This window comes from Thalassotalea eurytherma (assembly GCF_030161415.1).
In the GTDB taxonomy this organism is placed as follows: domain Bacteria; phylum Pseudomonadota; class Gammaproteobacteria; order Enterobacterales; family Alteromonadaceae; genus Thalassotalea_G; species Thalassotalea_G eurytherma.
In genome coordinates this window covers 243,840-260,793 of sequence record NZ_BSSU01000002.1, presented here as the reverse complement: position 1 = coordinate 260,793, position 16,954 = coordinate 243,840, and the positions used below count along the sequence as shown (strand labels likewise).

The window sequence follows — 16,954 nt, the reverse complement described above, 5'->3', positions numbered from 1 at the left end:
ATTATTGCACTAAGCTTAAGATATATTTGATAACAAATGAGTTGGTGATATCAACAAAAAAGGCCGCTACTAACGGTAGAATAATGAACGCCATTGGCGCTGGACCATGAGTTTTGGTTACTGCCGTCATATTAGCGATAGCAGTGGGGGTCGCACCCAAGGCAAAGCCGCCAAAGCCTGCCGATAATACAGAAGCTTGATAATCTCGCCCCATTAATGGAAACACCACCCACAAGATATAGAAAACCGTCCCGATTGTTTGGAAAAAGAGAATTAGCAATAGTGGCCCCGCGAGACCTGCAATGGTCCATAGTTGCATACTCATCAGTGACATCGTTAAAAACAGGCTTAATGACAAGTCAGAAATAATCGCCAACGCTTTGGTATGATCTGGCCAGTTAACCTTTTTAAAGATAACGGGAATGGTATTGGATAAAATAATACCTGCAATTAGGCTGGTGACAAATAGCGGTAATTTAATACCTAGTTCGTTGAGCCATAAGTTAGCGATGTAACCAATAATAATACAAATATGAATGATTAAAATAGACGACATAAAGCTTAAATGACTAAGGCGTCCTACTTGCTGTTGCTCATAGCTAACGCCGACCACAGGTTCATTTATTTGCTCACTTTCTAACTTGTATTTGCCGATTAAGTATTTGGCAATAGGACCACCAAGTAAACTAGCGACAACGAGCCCAAGGGTAGCTGATGCAATACCTATTTCTAGTGCGCTATTTACACCTAGCTTTTCTATTTCGTCAGCCCACGCTATCGCTGTACCATGCCCCCCAATGAGTGATGCTGACCCCGTTAACACACCCATCGCTGGGTTTAAATCGAGCAGCTTTGCGCTTGAAACGCCGATAATATCTTGAATAACGATATAGGAAAGTGTGAGCACGAGTAGGATAACGAGAGGCTTTCCCCCTTTATACAAATCACTTATGCGGGCGTTGATACCAATACAGGTGAAGAAATAAACCAATAAGGTATCTCGGGTATCTAAGGTAAAATTAATTTCTATTTGCCATAAAAAATATAATAGAAAAGAAATGCTTGCAGCCAACAGCCCACCAGTCACCGGCTCTGGAATATTGAAACGTTGTAAAAATTGCACTTTCGTTGTTATGTAGCTTCCTATAAAAAAGACAATTATTGCGATGGTTAATGTCATGAAGCTATCAATTAACACCATTTTTTACTCCTTTTTATTCAAGCGACTAACTGCAATGCTATGACTTAATTTCAAGAATCCATTTATGTTAGTTAACGCAAAGTCAGGTGTTAGACGATATCATGCTGATCGGCGAATACTCGTGTTGGTGATAGGGTAGCGATCAAGTAGGTGGGTAATTTTACGGTACGCCTTACTGTTTTCATGCGACATATCATACTGTCATCCTAATCCCTTGTTGTTTTTTTATATTATTACTGTAAATCCAAGTTGTAAATCCAAGTTGTAAATTAAATGTTAGTTCTAAAGTTGTATGAACAGTGATTAGTCGTGGCTTAGCCTATCGCTAGGGATTGGTCTGATGACCAGGGGAATAACGAATTATTAACTTTTAAATGGCAAGAATTGTGTTACAAAGTGTCACTATCTGTAACTAGATCGTAACGGTCTAAAAAAACAAAGTGAAACGATCATGAAGAAGTTAAATTACTTGTTACCCTTAGCCAGCGCGATTGCCTTACCTGCGATGGCAAGCACTGCTGATCAACCAGGCTATTCATCCTATGGCGTATCAAACCATCATGCAATGTCGATGCATGGTGTTAACGCTGCAGTGCCAGCTGTCTATGCTAAAGAAGGCTTTGCATTTTTTGATATTTTCAATGTCAATGTACAAGCTGAAGCCGGCGATGTTGACTTTGTTGATGAAATTGAAGAGTTGATTGATATCCTCGATGAAGATGATATTACCCTTGATGAAGCAACCGAAATTATTGACCGGTTTAATGAAATTTTGCCGATTGCTGGCGAACAAGGATATGGCAATATTCACCTAAGTAGTGATTTACCGCTTTCTTTCCAATACAAAAATGACGTGGGCACGTTTACGCTTGGTACGCAAATGTCAGCATTCTTGCATAGCATTGTACTGGATGATGAGGTTCGTTATAACGAATTGCAACAAACCATAGAAACCAACAGTAGTGGTTATGTTAAGGCGGCTGAGAAATTACAAGTGAGTTTAGGTTACTCAAGACAAATTAATGAGAGTAAATATGGCGCCTTATATGCTGGTGTGCGCGCTAATCTTGTTCAATACGGTTTGTCTAAGCAAGTTATTTCGTTCGAAGCAGCAGATTCAGATGAAGACTTAGGGGATATTATTTTAGATGACTATGAAGATAATATTAAACGTGAAGTTGGTGTAACAATAGATGCCTCAGCGTTTTTCATGAGTCAAAACTATAGCTTAGGTTTGAACATTCTTAATATTAATCAACCTAGCTTTAAGTTTGGTGATATTGGTAAAAACTGTGAAGAAAAGCCTACCGAGGCCGCTCAAATAAACTGCTATACCGCACAATATTTTAGCGATCGTATCGCCTTGTCTGAAACCTATAAAGCCGATGCTTATGTTACGGCTCAAGCAAGTATCTTTAATGACAGTCAATCGATGGCAATCGATTTTAGCATTGAAACTGAGCATAACATTCCGGTAGGTATCGAAGAACAATGGGCAAGCGTGTCGGTTTCAGGTCGCCCAGAATCAAAATATATGCCTAATTTAAGCCTAACGTACAGTAAAAACCTAGTGGGTACTGAATTAAGTTATTTATCAGGTAACCTTGGTTGGGGGATTTTTAATTTAAGCTTAGGTGCTGCATTAGAAGATACCGAAATCGATGGCGATAAGTCACCACGTGGTGTGTTTATTGGTTTGTCATTGAATAAAGCCATTTAGTGGAGAAGCAATATGAAGAAGTTATTATTATCTACCGCCGTATGTAGTGCGTTAATCGGCTGTTCAACCGACGACCAAGACAGCCCAGAGTTACCCATTCAAGAAATCAATCCGAGTGTATCGGGTGTCGTGATTGACCCTTTTGTGACTGGCGCAATTGTGTTTGCCGATTACAACAATGACGATGTACTTGACCCGTTTGAGCCAAGAGCTATTACCGATAAAGATGGTTACTTTGGTGTTAGCGCACAGGGTGAGGACTATTGTGCATTAGGACAACTAGACTATTGTTTACAATTAAACTCAACCGACAATGTCACCATCAAAGCGGTGGGGGGCTATGATCGCTCAACGTTATCAAAACTCAATACCCGTTTTAGTTTTGATTACCAAGGCAGTAATACAAACGTTGTTATATCGCCGCTTAGCTCATTAGGCGCACTGGCAGTAAATAATCAGCAAACGGTGAACAGCGATGTTAATTTTATGACTGATCCATTAGCTGATGAGCAATCAATTCAATCACTGCGTTTGGCCTTTAGTACTGCCCTTATTATTGAGAAAATTACCGAAATGATAGGTGATGATTATCGCCAAATCGGTGATCATGAAGACCTACCTTCTGATTTAAGCAGTTTTATATATCAAGCACTAGAAACCATTGGTCAGCAAAAAAATGCCTCTATTGAAGCATTACTTTCAGATATTGATACTGAAGACGTGACTGTATTATTAGCGTTAGTTGAATCGGCATTAGAAGACGCTTATGAAAGTGCAGGGTTAGTAACACAAGATATCGATAATAAGGTTATCAAAGCGGCGTTAATAGCTGATGCGATATCGGCGATTGATACGACAGGTCGTCAAATTCTGACTATCGATAACGCGAATTTATTAGTCGAGTATATTGAAGGTAACCCTGATCTGGGTGTTGAAAATGTTAGTGGTCATATCGTTTCAGGCTTAACAAAAGCAACCAAAGGCATAGGCGAGTTAGCCTTTGAATTACCCAGTATTGCAGAACAAGTAGCGCCAATTTTTACACCGCAACTACTGAACGTGATTGCACAAGATAACTTCAATGCTGATGCATTTGAGCCACAAGAGATTCTCGAAGTAGTTATTCAACAAGGTGTTGATGTTAGCGATCTAGAGGCGATTGCTGAAGTGGTTAATACTTATGTAACTAGCGAAGACTTAACGCTTGATGCTAATGCTTTGCCCGATTCGCTTGCAAATAATCACGTCACCTTTGCTCAGTACGGCGACAAAGATATCGCGGCAAGCTTACATTTTGGTGGCGACTTATTTGCCGAGCAAGGCACCTTAAGCGCTTGTGTGAAATATCAAGACAACCAAGATCCTGATGATGAGCTTAATACACAAGGTAAACTGCTTTCCGGTTCATGGCAACGCTTAAGCGACTATCACTTAACGGTTAACCTTGAAATTGCAGGTACAACTCAGGTAAGCCAAGTGGCAAAAATTACTGACTTACGTTTTTCATTCGATTTTGATGATGAAGTGAGAGAGTTTACTAGTAGTACAGGTATTGTAGAGCAAAGTGATGACATTCCAGCGTCTGATGAGCAATGCCAAATGGCATTAGCCAATTTTTAAGTGCAACTTGAATGTAAAAAAGGTCGCAAATGCGACCTTTTTTATTGCGTGTTTAACTGTTAGCTAGGGGCTGTTGATCTTTCATTTTAGCCAAAGCCCTTTGGGTTTGCTTGAAGAAGCGATATTCTTTGTTACTTAAAGTGTATTTGGAACAACCAAACATTACTTTAAGCGCCGCGAATCTCATCTTTTTCAAGGCAACAGAGTTACAAACTGAAAGATCAACAGATCCTAGTTAGCAGCCATCGGCAATAATATCGTATGAAGGGGACGCAGTATCACTTTGAGCTTGGGTATAGCTGAAGTAGCACTGATCATCTTTAACTTGACCGTCTTGATCTAGATCGTAACCCACGTAAGTAAAGTCAATACCTTCTTCTTCAAAAATAAATTCATCAGAGACGTTAATACGCTCTTCAATATCAGTGTTGTCTAGGTAGTTATTTTTCAAACGTAAATCGTAATTACCGTCGCCATTTAAATCGATATCAAGCAAATCATCTCTACCTGGCACCGCTTGGGTTGCGTAACTTGGCATTTGAGATTTCATAAAAATCAGATCGTTTGCTGCTTTAACACTCGCTTTTATTTGCGTTAAGGCGGCTGTTCTTGCATCGCTTGATAGGTTGATAAACTTTGGCAGGGCGGTTGCGCTTAAAATCCCTAAAATGACGATAACGACGACTAATTCAATTAACGTAAAACCATTATGTTTTTGCATATTTTTTACTACTTTTTACCACTATCGCCAAGCGTAACTAACTTTCGTAAAGAAAGTGCGTTGTTCACGCTCTAACGAAGCTAATTCATCGTCTTCAAAACTATTATCTGAATAGCCTAAGAAGAATACTGTTTGCGGGTTGATTTTATACGCATAGATTAATTGCGTCGCAAGATTTTTTGTATTTTTATTGACATCATCATACAAATAATTATCAGGGTTTCTATCTATATCTTGATACACCACACTGAGTTTTAAATAGCTACGGACATTAAACTGATAGGTAATACGAGTATCAATGAGTTGAGCGTCATATACGTCTTGTTCGTCGGCATCTAGTGCACTATTGATATAGCCAAGGGTAGCTTTTAGATGATCTGTAGGATTCCACTCCAAGGTTGCGCCTAATTCCGTGATATCGCCAATTCGATTATTTGAATAATCAATTTTGTCACCTAAAGTAATAGCCGCATCAAGGTAAATGCGGTTAGTAAACTGTGCAGAGGCAAAGCCTGTAACAAGCTTTTCATTAAATAAGTCAGTATTACCAGTAATGGCTAAAGAGCTGTCATCGTGGCGTAAACCTACTCTATCGGCATATTCGTAAACAAGTTCAAAGTAAGACTGCATAGGGCCATCAATGCTAAATGTTGCGTTGTATTCGTCTACAATTAGCTCGCCGTTTTGATTTTTCTTCTTACGCCATTTACCTGATAAGATTGCCTCTTGCCATGCACTGTCATCTGTACCGTAAAATTTGCGAGCAACTTCAATTTCATTGCTTTTTACATCAACCTGAGACATAAAGCCTAAATCAGCACGGAAATCTTCACCGATATTTTCATGCTCTACGCCAAAATCCCAAAACTCTGATTCATGCTCATATTTTACGATAAACGCATCGTCGCTAAACTCGCCGTCTTTTTTAGCGCGAATAACTTGTTCTGAGTAGCTACAATTGCCAAATTCACAACTCGGTGGGATGTCGCTACAGTCGTCATCAAAACAAAAGTCTTGGAAGAGTTCATCAGGGTATTCGGTACTAGCGCCTAACCACATAGCTTTTAGGCTATTGTTGTCATCGAAACGGTACTTGGTATCAAGGCCTGCAACATAGTTGTGGTAATTGTCACTTTTTCGCAACGTTGAGATTGCACCAACGGATAATGATTGTTGGTAATCATATCTATAGCGAAGAACACCGGAATAACTCTCTTGATCAAGTGATGCAATTTCATCACTTAAATTCCCCGGCATTAAAAAGTTTGTTTCACTATCTTGAACGAAAAACGCACCATAAGTATGGTTTGAATTTGAACCAGTAAGCTTCGCGCCGTAATCAGGTTCAGCAATATTTCGGGTATAAACTAAATCTAACTGTGATTCAAAATACTCGTTATTTTCAAGGAAGAACGGGCGTTTTTCATCGTAAAATAATGAGTTTGTTGTATTGACGTTAAGTTGGCCAGCGTCAGACTCAATGGTTGAAAAGTCAGGGTTTATCGTAACATTGACTAAGGTATTTGCATCTATGCCCCAACGAAAATCAACACCCGCATTGAGCTCTTTTTCGTCTTGCCATTTACTACCTGGCGTATAAATGTCTTTTTGTTGCTCAAACCCCGCCACGATTGAAGGGGTAATGGTTAAATCATTTTCTACTTTTGCATCTTCAAAGCCAACGGCCACGGGGTATTGACATAACCAACAAGCGTTATCGCGATCTAAAGGTACATGAGAGATACGTAAACGTGTATCGCGCGGGTATTGGCGCGCTAATTCAAATGCCCAATATTTAGGACCATCTGTTTCTTTAAAGTTAAGAATATGAAAGGGAATTGCCATTTCGACTTGATAACCATTGGCGGTTTTTTTGCCGTATGAGTCCCAAATGCCATCCCATAAACTGCTAGCTTCGCCGGTAATTTCATTACTAATTTGATCGTTTTGCACGCCATATGGATTGACAAAAAACGCATAGTTGCTGCGTCTGTTGTTTTGTGGATCAATTTTAATACCGACGATATCATCAAACCACGTGGTATCTCGATCACCCAATACGCCTTGAATTTTTTCAGGATTTGGGTCGTCAGCTAAAAAGGAAATATACAGATATTCGCCATTTTCAACAATTTTCGCCGTTGTTTTTACCGGAGAAGGGCGGTTGTTCCAAGGGTGGTTGACGATATTAAGATCTATCGTTAAGGCGTCTTGCCAAGCTCTATCGTCTAATTCGCCATCTACGTTAATTTGGTGTCTTGTTTTAGGAATATGAATTTGGGTTGTATTGGTCGCAATTTGTTCTTGAGCGGCATAGGTTACAGCCATATAGCTCGTTCCACAAACTATCGCACTTGCCCATAACAGTATTCGTTGAAATGTTCTCTTTTTCCGAACCATGCATACTCCCTAACCGCATTTATTCTTATTTTGCTCGATTGTTACAAAATATTATCATTAACTCAACTGTTTGCTGGCCTCCACATAACAAAAAACCGCAAATTTATTAAGTTGCGGCTCTTTAAAAACTGATTTTAAATCAAGATATTAATGTCACTACTTTAGCCATGCATAGCTAAATTTCATGTAAACAGCACGGTTGTCTTGGCTTAAGTTGCTAAAACCCGTCGTTGAATCATGATGATCTGAATAGCCTGCATAAAATACCGTTTGTGGGTTCAATTTATAGGCGTACAGTAATTCAGTCGATATATCTTTGCTATTTGCATCAATATCTTCCGGCAACGTATATGGCGAGTTGAATGGGTTTCTACTGGTGTTATTGTAGATAATAGTAAAGCGCAAATAACTTTGTACGTTAAATTGATACGTGGTGCGTAAATCCGTTAAACGCGCCATAAACACATTCGCGTTGTCAGCATCTAACTCTCGGTAGGTATGACGTAGTTTGATTTCTAAATGCTTATTCACACTCCAGTTAATAACAGGGCGAACTTGAAGCTTTTTACCTGCGCGATTATTCGAGTAATCAATACCATCGCCCGACTCAACGCGGGTATTTAAGTAAAGCCCAGAAACCGGTTTAACTTCAGCAAATACATTAAATTCGTTTTGGTGGAACAATGTTGTGTTGCCTTCAATGGCTAAACTACTTTTATCAATGCGACTACCGACAACGTCACGATACGTATAACCAACTCGGAAAAATGACTCGTATTTAGCGCTTAAATTTGCACTCAGATCATATTCTTCTTCTAACAACTCACCAGCATCGTTGTGGCTAATGTCGTAATCACTGTATATATTAAAGCGATTCCACCAATTGCCTTGTTCGGCATACCATTTACGTTCAACCGCTAAACCTGCGCGGTTGTGGTCAACACGTGACATAAAGCCTAGATCACCACGAAAGCCTGAATTTTGTTTGTTATAAAATGCCCGATAAAACCAATCTCTGTCGCTATGACGATAGTCTGCTTTAAAGGCACTACCGCTAAAGTCACCGTCTTTTAACGTGCGTAAAACCAACTCATTTGTGTCACAACCTTCTTCAATACTACATGGCGGTAGGTTGGTAGAATCTTGACAGGCGAGAGGATCTTCTGCGTCACAAAATTGCTCGTAAAAATCTTCTGGATATAGGGTATTTGAATAAACACTTTGAAATTTAAAGGTGTCAGACTCAGTAAACTTAATATTTGCATCAATACCATGAACTTGGTTTTCATAGTATTGACCATCGCGCATCGTACTGATCCAGCCTAAGGTGATATCCTGACCTAGATTGTAACGATAGCGAAATGCTAATGCCTTTGATTCATCCTCAATCGTACCTACTGAAGAACTGCGATTGCCAGGAATCAAGATGTTTGTATACTCATCGTCGGTAAGGAAAACCCCCAGTGAGTGATCACCATGGCGACCTGTTAACTTTGCACCATAGTTAGGCGAGTTAATATTTCGGGTATAAACTAAGTTGTAATCTGATTCGAAATAATCGGCATTATCTAAAAAGAAAGGACGTTTTTCTTCGAAAAATAAAGCAAAGGTGCTGTTGATACTTAGTTGCGCACTATCTGATTCTACGGTAGAAAAGTCAGGGTTGATGGTCGCATTTAGTAGGATATCAGGCGTAATGCCCCAGCGAACATCTAAGCTAACTTCTTGGAGATCTTCGCTTTTCCAGTCAGTGCTATCATCATCACGCTCTTCTCGTCTGCCAAGTACAGCTGATGGCGCTATCGTTAAGTTTTGGCCTTGTTTTGCACCACTAAAGCCTTGAGCGGTTGCTAATTGACAAAGCTCACAGTTATTGTCTCTATCTAAATAAATATTAGAGATACGCAGGCGCTCTTGACGAGGGTAGAAGCGAACGAGTTCAATTCCCCATTCTTGAATGTCTAATCCTTCGTTAAAATTAAGCATACGCAAAGGTAATGCCATTTCCACGATATAACCGTTGTCGTTTATTTCGCCTTTACTTTGCCAAATGCCATCCCACGAATCACTTTCGCGACGTGTTACTGCATTTTCAATACCATCAATTTGTACACCTAACGCATTGGCTAGAAAGCGATATGCGAGTCGTTGATCGTTATAAGCGTCAATTTTAATACCGACAATATCATCGCCCCAAGAACGATCTCGGTCTCTAAGGAAAGCTCTAATTTGGCTAGGGTCTGGATCTTGAGCGATAAAGGCAATGTAAAATGTTTCACCATCTTCCATCAATAGCGCTTCAGTTTGCACAGGGCTAGGGACATTATCATAAGGACGAGTGACATTATTCACTTGCACCTTTTTAGCGTTTTTCCACTGTAGTTCATCAAGTTTCGCGTCAACTTGAATCTCGCCAGAAATTTTTGGGATTGGGATCGTTGGGGCGTCTTTTTCGATTGCGATTGCGCTAAACGACAATGTCATTAAAGTGCATAATAAAGCTGGCCAATTTGGTCGCATGGGTTTCCTGAACATCATTAGATTAATTTTTTCTTGTTGTAGTGTCGCAAATAATTACATTTTGGCGCAAAGCGTTTACGTTTGACGGTACTAAATTTACGTTAGTTTGCATTTGTTAATGAGTTGTAGGTTTTAATTAAAAGGTTTAAAAAGGCTAGTGAATAAATGTAAGTAAATAATTAATAAATGAATTAAATCTAGGTATGATAGGGGGAATTATTTTGGGAGCCTGTTTAAGACTATGATGCTATCGTTGATTGATATTGTCGCGGCAATATTTTTTGTCACTTGTTGGTATGGATATACCACTTTTGCTCGTAAAAAAGCGAAAACAACCAACTGTATTGCCCACTGTTTACATCAACATAGAATCCACTGGATGCATGAGTTGATAGGTCATGACGTAAGGGTGTCAGATGCATCGTTACTCGCCAATTTAGAACGTAATATTGCCTTTTTCGCTTCAAGTACTTTATTAGTATTGGCGGGTTTATTAACCTTGTTTGCTAAGGTGGGGCCTGTAGAAACTGTTATCAACTCGCTGCCGTACGCGTCTATTGCGACAGAAAGTTTAATTCAAATTAAAATCAGCCTGTTGGTCTGTATCTTTGTTCTGGCCTTCTTTAACTTTACTTGGTCGATGCGCCAATATGGTTTCTTGAATGTTATGGTGGGTGCTATGCCGCTAGACGAAGAGCGACAAAATGAAAACCTTAAACGTTATGCGCGTCAAATGGCTATCGTTCAAGATCAGGCTGCTCATTCCTATAACTATGGATTGCGCGCCTACTATTTTTCGTTAGCGGCGCTATGTTGGTTATATCACCCTTTTCTTTTTATGTTTGCTAGTGGCTTTGTCGTGTATACCTTATATATTCGAGAATTTCAGTCAAAAGCAGTAAGAGCGATAACTGTTGGGCAAGAAATTCTTAATCAAGAGCGCGATATCGAAATTAAAAAGCAGTAGGGCATCAATGTATGAGTAAGCAGTACGCTCATTATAGTGTTAACGACTTTGATAAGTATGATTGTTTGAAACTGTCCAAAGTCGCATATTTTGTTATTTTATTCGTCATGCGTGCTTATATCGTTTGGCTAATCTCATTAAGTAACTTTCAAGACAGAAGCAGCATCATTTCGATCATTTATCCTGAAAAACAGGTGTTTTATTTGAATTTGATTTCCGGCATGTTGGGGTTGTTGTTGCTTGCGATTGTTAGTTTACGTAGAGCCAATGCTCCTTCATGGGTGAAAAGGCTTTGGCCTCACTTTCGTACGTTATTGGTTGTTGCGCTAATCTTTGATTTTATTGTCAATGTTGTTGCTTTTTTCTATTGGCAGCTTACTTCTCAAACTTGGCTGTTCATCCAATTAGCTATCACCGTTTATTTAATTTATAAGTGTATTAAAAATAAACGGTTGTCGCTTAATCTCAAAGAGTTTCCTGAGCCATTACCCGAAAAGTAACGAGTTTACATTAGATAAGCTGCATCGGCATTTTGATGTAGCATTGGCCATTGTCTTCTGGGGCAGGCAAGTAACCACCACGAATATTAACCTGTAAAGCTGGGTATAGTAGACGAGGAATAGCCAGCTTGGCGTCACGTGTTTCACGTATTTGCACATACTCTTGCTCGCTTACCGACGCATTAATTTGAATATTATGCTGTTTTTGTTCTGCAACAGTTGTGATGTAAGCAAGCTCACGACCTTGCGGTCGGTAGTCATGACACATAAATAAGCGCGTATTGTCACCAAGCTGATAAATACGCTGGATAGATTGATAAAGTGTAGCTGCGCTACCGCTGGGAAAATCACAACGTGCTGAGCCTGAATCAGGCATAAACAAGGTGTCACCAACAAAGGCACTATTGCCAATGACATAGGTTAAACTATCGGGCGTATGTCCAGGCGTTGCTATAACATTAATGGTTAGATCGCCTAATTCAAGTGATTGCCCATCTTCTAAAAGTCTATCGAAGACATGAGTAGTTAAGACATCGTCCTTCAGATGTAACATCGTTTTGACACTTTGTTGAACATCTCTAATGCCGACGCCAACGGCAATAGTACCACCGACTTTTTCTTTTAACTGGCGTGCGCCAGTGACATGATCAGCATGTGCGTGGGTTTCGAGGAGCCACTCAACATCTAATTCGTTTGTCATGATGTAGTGCGTGATTTCTTCAAGTGGGCTACTCGATATGTCGCCTGAGTATATGTCGTAGTCGAGCGCAGCATCGATAACACAACATTTTTTAGTACGCTGACAATGGACGATGTAAGTAAGCGTAGAAGAATCGTGATGAAAAAATGCCTTGATGATGGGATGAAGCATTTTAATATTCCCAAAAGTGATAAATTATGTCTTTTGGGAATATTAAACAAGAAACGGCACTTTGCCAACGATAATTTACGCTTGGTACCCTTCATCGTCATGCAAGTCACTCGACATAGCTGCTTCACGCGCTAAATCATCACAGCGCTCATTTTCCGCATGACCACTATGTCCCTTGACCCATTTCCAATTTATTTCATGACGCAGGGTTTGTTCATAAAGCGCTTTCCATAAATCGACGTTTTTAACGGGCTTTTTGGCTGACGTTTTCCAATTGTTTTTTTGCCAGTTTTTAATCCAGGCAGTGATACCTTGTTTCACATACTGGCTATCTGTTGTTAATGTCACTTTACAAGACTCTTTTAATGAAGCGAGTGCTTTAACTGTCGCTAACATCTCCATTCGGTTATTGGTTGTCAGTTTAAAACCTTGTGATAACTCTTTGTTATGCCCTTTATATACTAAAATTGCTCCATAGCCACCTGGGCCGGGATTACCTAGGCACGAGCCATCAGTATAAATGCTTACTTCTTTCATTATGTTACTCATAAAATTTTTGTTTCATCTTATCAAAGCTCTACCTATTTGTTCGAATCTTTTTATTTATTTGAATCTGTCCGTATAATGGCATCAATGATATCGATAAAGAGTTAGTTAAGTGGGACATCAACAAGAAGTAAAACAAGAACGCCTCGTGATTCTCGATACGGAAACCACAGGTATAAACCCAAGAGAAGGTCATAGGATTGTTGAAATTGGTTGCGTAGAGATGGTTAATCGTCAATTAACAGGGCGAAGCTATCATGCTTATATCAATCCTCAATTTGAAATGGAACAAGAGGTTATTGATGTCCATGGATTAACGAATGAGTTCCTTGCTGATAAACCGTTGTTTGTTGAAGTTGCTCGAGACTTTATAGAGTTTATTCGAGGTGCAGAGCTTGTAATCCATAATGCTAAGTTCGACGTTGGCTTTATGGATCATGAATTTAACCTCGTTGGCCGTGGATTACCACAAACAGGCGACATTTGTACCGTAACAGATACTCTTAAAACCTCTAAAGATGAATTTGGTTCACCTAAGACTCTCGACTTTCTAGCTAAACACTACCGTGTAGACGGCCTTATCGACCGTACCTATCACGGCGCCTTGATCGATGCGCAGTTATTGGCTTTCGTTTATATCGAAATGACCAGAAAGCAAGAAACGTTGAATTTACATTCTGGTGCAGATTCTGATGGCGATAATAATGCAATTATTCGATTGTCTGCTGATCGAAAACCTCTTAAGGTTATTCAGGCTTCGGCCGATGAAATGAGTGCACACGAAGAAAGGTTAGATATTGTGGCAGATAAAGGGAGTGAGCCTATATGGCGCAAAAGAATTCAATCGTAGCTGCGCTTGGTGGCTCGATGATGGCGGCAATGATATCGCTATCGTCTTTGGCACAATCAGTAAGCGATAAAATCGATTTTTATCGTGTAGATAACGTTACCAATCAAATACCGTACTTTGATAATCGATTTAGAATTGATGCAAACATCGAAGAAATTACGTTGCTATTTTATCGCACACATGGCTCTGCTCCTATTATCTTAGTTCAACCAGACGGTACTAAAGTAAAAGTAGAGTCCCACGATAAAGAAAAAGTTGAGTGGTATGACGACCGTACCTTTGACATGATAAAAATTAAAAAACCGATGCCAGGCCCATGGCAAGCGTTAGGAAATATTATTCCTGAAAGCCAAATTATGGTGGTTTCTGATGTACGTATTGAAGTTGAGCCGTTACCGGAAATCTTACTTGCAGGCGAAACCGTAAAATTAACGGCAAAATTGTTTAATGGTGAGCTTGCCATTGATACACCACGGTTTGATGATGTGATATCAATTGATGTTGATTTTTTTAGTTCGAATAATCAAGACTTTGACAATTTCGGCGCTGACCTTGTTCGTTTAACAACATTTAGAGATGACGGCAGAGAACTCGATGAATTCGCCAATGACAGTACGTTTACCGGTGAATTTGAATTAACGATAGCGCCAGGCGAATGGGTACCTGTTTATAAGTTGACGCTGCCAATGGCAGCAAGAGAATTACAGCAAAAACCGATTATTTTGCACCGTAGTCCTATCACAACCGAAGTTGATACTTCATCGTCTGAAGAGGTTCCGCATAAAATTCACTTTAATATTGCTGATACCTATGTAAAACCCGACAGTTTAATTTTCCAAGGGAAAATAACGTACCCAGATAAACAAGCAGTGCCTTTCTCGGTATTAGAGGGGAGTGGTGACACGAGAACCGTTGATGTTGATTATACTGAATCTGGCGTTCATCGTGTCAAGATAAGTGCCTTTGGTGAAACCGTTAATGGTCGCGAATTTCGTTTAGTTATGCCGGAGTTTAGCTTTATCGTTCAACATACGGGGAACGCATTATTACCCGATGTGCGCAATATGAGTGATGAAAGCAAAGCGCTGGCAGAAGAAGAGCGCCGTGCTCAAATGGCGAAAGAGCGTGAAGAAAAACTCGCAGCACAAATAGCCCAAGTAAAAGCTGAGCAAGCAGAAAAAGAGAAAATGCAGCTCATTATTATTGTTGGCGGTAACGTGATCATTGTCATTATTGCCATTACTGTTTTAGTGGTTTATTTGCGTAAAAAGAAGAAGAAAAAGAAAACACAAGAACTTGAGTTAACAACCTAATTAGTTGGCTTGAGGCAGTGAACTGGCCAGTTGTTGACGTTTATTTCTGCTTTTTGGTTAGCAAATGTTCAACTAGCAAATAAAGTTAAAAAAAGTGTTGACGAGGGGGCATCATAACCGTATTATCCTCCTCGCTTTCAACGGCTTGCTGTTGAAACAAGGTTAGACGCGGAGTGGTAGTTCAGTTGGTTAGAATACCGGCCTGTCACGCCGGGGGTCGCGGGTTCGAGTCCCGTCCACTCCGCCAATTTAACCTTGATAGTTATATCCTAGTGGAGTGGTAGTTCAGTTGGTTAGAATACCGGCCTGTCACGCCGGGGGTCGCGGGTTCGAGTCCCGTCCACTCCGCCAACGATATAGCGCCTTATTGATATGTATACTGCGGAGTGGTAGTTCAGTTGGTTAGAATACCGGCCTGTCACGCCGGGGGTCGCGGGTTCGAGTCCCGTCCACTCCGCCACTTACATTCTCAATAAACAATTTGCTGCGGAGTGGTAGTTCAGTTGGTTAGAATACCGGCCTGTCACGCCGGGGGTCGCGGGTTCGAGTCCCGTCCACTCCGCCACGATTGTTTGTTCTTGTTGTCTTTTCTAATTACCTCAAATATCCTTTTGATATTTTCTACTGTTAAATCTAAATAACTATTTCTATATCTAAATTACACACCTTTCTCTATTACTATATTTGTCGTTTTGCCAGTGTAAATCATTATTTGCGAGCAAAAATAAGGCCTGCATTAATGCAAGCCCTCATTCGTTAATGATTACAGTATTAATGCTTAGGTTAAATACTTAGTCAGTAATTTATCTTTGTTTGTCCATGTATCGTTTAGCCATTGTTGGAATTGAACGCGATAGCTTTTGTCGTTGTAGTAGTCACCCATAACGTTTTCATCAACCGTTAAAGGCTCAACGTAAATGACAATCCTTTTTAAGTCACCGCACAGCATGTCCATCATGATATGGCCAGGATTGTCAGGGTAGGCAAGCGTAATATTTAAGACTTTATCAAATTGCTCGCCCATTGCTGCAAGTGTAAAGGCGATTCCCCCAGCTTTAGGAATAAGCAGGTGGTTAAACTTGTCACCTTGGCGATCATGCTTTTCTTTGGTAAATCGGGTTCCTTCAACAAAATTAACAATCGTTGTTGGCGTTTTTTCAAAGCGTCGACAAGAGGCTTTGGTCGTCTCTATATCTTTGCCTTTAAGGTGAGGGTTCTTTGCGATAAATGATTTTTTATAACGTTTCATAAACGGCATGTCGAGTGCCCAGCAAGCCATGCCAAGAAATGGTATATAACGAAGGGATTCTTTCAAAAAGAACTTAGGCTCAGGGATCCTGGTGCGAGCAAAATGGGCGATAACAAAAATATCCAACCAACTTTGATGATTAGCAATTAGTAAATACCAAGATTGTTTGTTGAGCGAGCTATCATTGATAATTTTCCATTCTACTTTATTAAATAAACTAATAATCAAATAGTTATTAAGCGACCATAAACGATAAAAGAAATGCATTGGTTTATAAAGTAGCTTGTGGAAAGACTTAAGTGGCACCAAAAATTTGATAAAGCCACCAAGAAAAACCATAAAACCACAAAATGCGAGGTTTAGGCAAAACAGAGTAAAAGTAATAGGGAAACAGATAAAGCGGGGTAAAAACGAAAACATGAATTATAACCTAACGACGTATATACCATTTTAAGAACAATAGTTTGTCTTATTCT

13 protein-coding genes and 4 tRNA genes are annotated in these 16,954 nt (G+C 39.8%); 10 read left to right on the top strand and 7 right to left on the bottom strand.

The window, feature by feature from the left end; translation table 11 throughout:
* Position 1 precedes the first annotated feature (1 nt).
* Positions 2-1,201, bottom strand: a complete 1,200-nt coding sequence (gene gltS / locus QQK02_RS02640) for a sodium/glutamate symporter (RefSeq protein ID WP_284206394.1) — start codon at positions 1,199-1,201, stop codon at positions 2-4.
* 451 nt (positions 1,202-1,652) lie between these two features.
* Here gltS and traF point away from each other — a divergent pair, with 451 nt between their 5' ends.
* On the top strand, positions 1,653-2,921 hold the full coding sequence (traF, locus tag QQK02_RS02635; RefSeq protein WP_284206393.1) for a conjugal transfer protein TraF: 1,269 nt from the start codon (positions 1,653-1,655) through the stop codon (positions 2,919-2,921).
* A 12-nt stretch (positions 2,922-2,933) separates the two neighbouring features.
* Positions 2,934-4,541 (top strand): hypothetical protein, encoded by a 1,608-nt coding sequence (locus QQK02_RS02630; RefSeq protein WP_284206392.1) that lies wholly within the window; start codon positions 2,934-2,936, stop codon positions 4,539-4,541.
* A 235-nt stretch (positions 4,542-4,776) separates the two neighbouring features.
* Here the strand turns inward: QQK02_RS02630 and QQK02_RS02625 are convergent, their stop codons facing one another.
* The 3 genes from QQK02_RS02625 to QQK02_RS02615 all read right to left on the bottom strand — a co-directional run bounded on the left by QQK02_RS02625 (position 4,777) and on the right by QQK02_RS02615 (position 10,182).
* Positions 4,777-5,262: a type II secretion system protein gene (locus tag QQK02_RS02625; protein ID WP_284206391.1), complete on the bottom strand. Its 486-nt coding sequence runs from the start codon at positions 5,260-5,262 to the stop codon at positions 4,777-4,779.
* 21 nt (positions 5,263-5,283) lie between these two features.
* The gene (locus tag QQK02_RS02620; RefSeq protein ID WP_284206390.1) at positions 5,284-7,662 is read right to left on the bottom strand and encodes a carbohydrate binding family 9 domain-containing protein; all 2,379 of its coding nucleotides are present in this window, start codon (positions 7,660-7,662) and stop codon (positions 5,284-5,286) included.
* A 156-nt stretch (positions 7,663-7,818) separates the two neighbouring features.
* Positions 7,819-10,182: a carbohydrate binding family 9 domain-containing protein gene (locus QQK02_RS02615; RefSeq protein WP_284206389.1), complete on the bottom strand. Its 2,364-nt coding sequence runs from the start codon at positions 10,180-10,182 to the stop codon at positions 7,819-7,821.
* A 241-nt stretch (positions 10,183-10,423) separates the two neighbouring features.
* On the opposite strand from QQK02_RS02615, the gene QQK02_RS02610 reads away from it, so the two are divergent.
* Together QQK02_RS02610 and QQK02_RS02605 are read left to right on the top strand one after the other, a co-directional pair.
* A complete protein-coding gene (locus QQK02_RS02610) occupies positions 10,424-11,149 on the top strand; it encodes a DUF599 domain-containing protein (RefSeq protein ID WP_284206388.1) in 726 nt (241 codons plus the stop codon).
* An 11-nt stretch (positions 11,150-11,160) separates the two neighbouring features.
* Entirely contained in the window at positions 11,161-11,649 is a 489-nt protein-coding gene (locus QQK02_RS02605; RefSeq protein WP_284206387.1) for a DUF2919 family protein, read from the top strand.
* 10 nt (positions 11,650-11,659) lie between these two features.
* Here the strand turns inward: QQK02_RS02605 and QQK02_RS02600 are convergent, their stop codons facing one another.
* Together QQK02_RS02600 and rnhA are read right to left on the bottom strand one after the other, a co-directional pair.
* Positions 11,660-12,520, bottom strand: coding sequence for an MBL fold metallo-hydrolase (locus tag QQK02_RS02600; protein WP_284206386.1), 861 nt, complete (start codon positions 12,518-12,520; stop codon positions 11,660-11,662).
* A 75-nt stretch (positions 12,521-12,595) separates the two neighbouring features.
* Positions 12,596-13,057, bottom strand: coding sequence for a ribonuclease HI (rnhA, locus tag QQK02_RS02595; RefSeq protein ID WP_284206385.1), 462 nt, complete (start codon positions 13,055-13,057; stop codon positions 12,596-12,598).
* Positions 13,058-13,178: 121 nt separating this feature from the next.
* On the opposite strand from rnhA, the gene dnaQ reads away from it, so the two are divergent.
* From dnaQ to QQK02_RS02565, 6 genes are all read left to right on the top strand, one after another.
* Positions 13,179-13,916 carry a DNA polymerase III subunit epsilon gene (gene dnaQ / locus QQK02_RS02590; protein WP_284206384.1) on the top strand — a complete coding sequence of 246 codons (738 nt, stop codon included), beginning with the start codon at positions 13,179-13,181 and terminating at the stop codon, positions 13,914-13,916.
* Positions 13,892-15,229 carry a TIGR03503 family protein gene (locus QQK02_RS02585; RefSeq protein WP_284206383.1) on the top strand — a complete coding sequence of 446 codons (1,338 nt, stop codon included), beginning with the start codon at positions 13,892-13,894 and terminating at the stop codon, positions 15,227-15,229. Before dnaQ ends, QQK02_RS02585 begins: the two co-directional genes overlap by 25 nt.
* A 170-nt stretch (positions 15,230-15,399) precedes the next feature.
* A tRNA-Asp gene (locus QQK02_RS02580) sits at positions 15,400-15,476 on the top strand.
* A 27-nt stretch (positions 15,477-15,503) separates the two neighbouring features.
* Positions 15,504-15,580, top strand: a tRNA-Asp gene (locus QQK02_RS02575).
* A gap of 32 nt (positions 15,581-15,612) precedes the next feature.
* Positions 15,613-15,689, top strand: a tRNA-Asp gene (locus QQK02_RS02570).
* A gap of 28 nt (positions 15,690-15,717) precedes the next feature.
* Positions 15,718-15,794: transfer RNA gene (locus QQK02_RS02565), tRNA-Asp, on the top strand.
* Positions 15,795-16,007: 213 nt separating this feature from the next.
* On the opposite strand, the gene QQK02_RS02560 is transcribed toward QQK02_RS02565, so the two are convergent.
* Positions 16,008-16,898: an acyltransferase gene (locus QQK02_RS02560; RefSeq protein ID WP_284206382.1), complete on the bottom strand. Its 891-nt coding sequence runs from the start codon at positions 16,896-16,898 to the stop codon at positions 16,008-16,010.
* Positions 16,899-16,954: the final 56 nt, after the last annotated feature.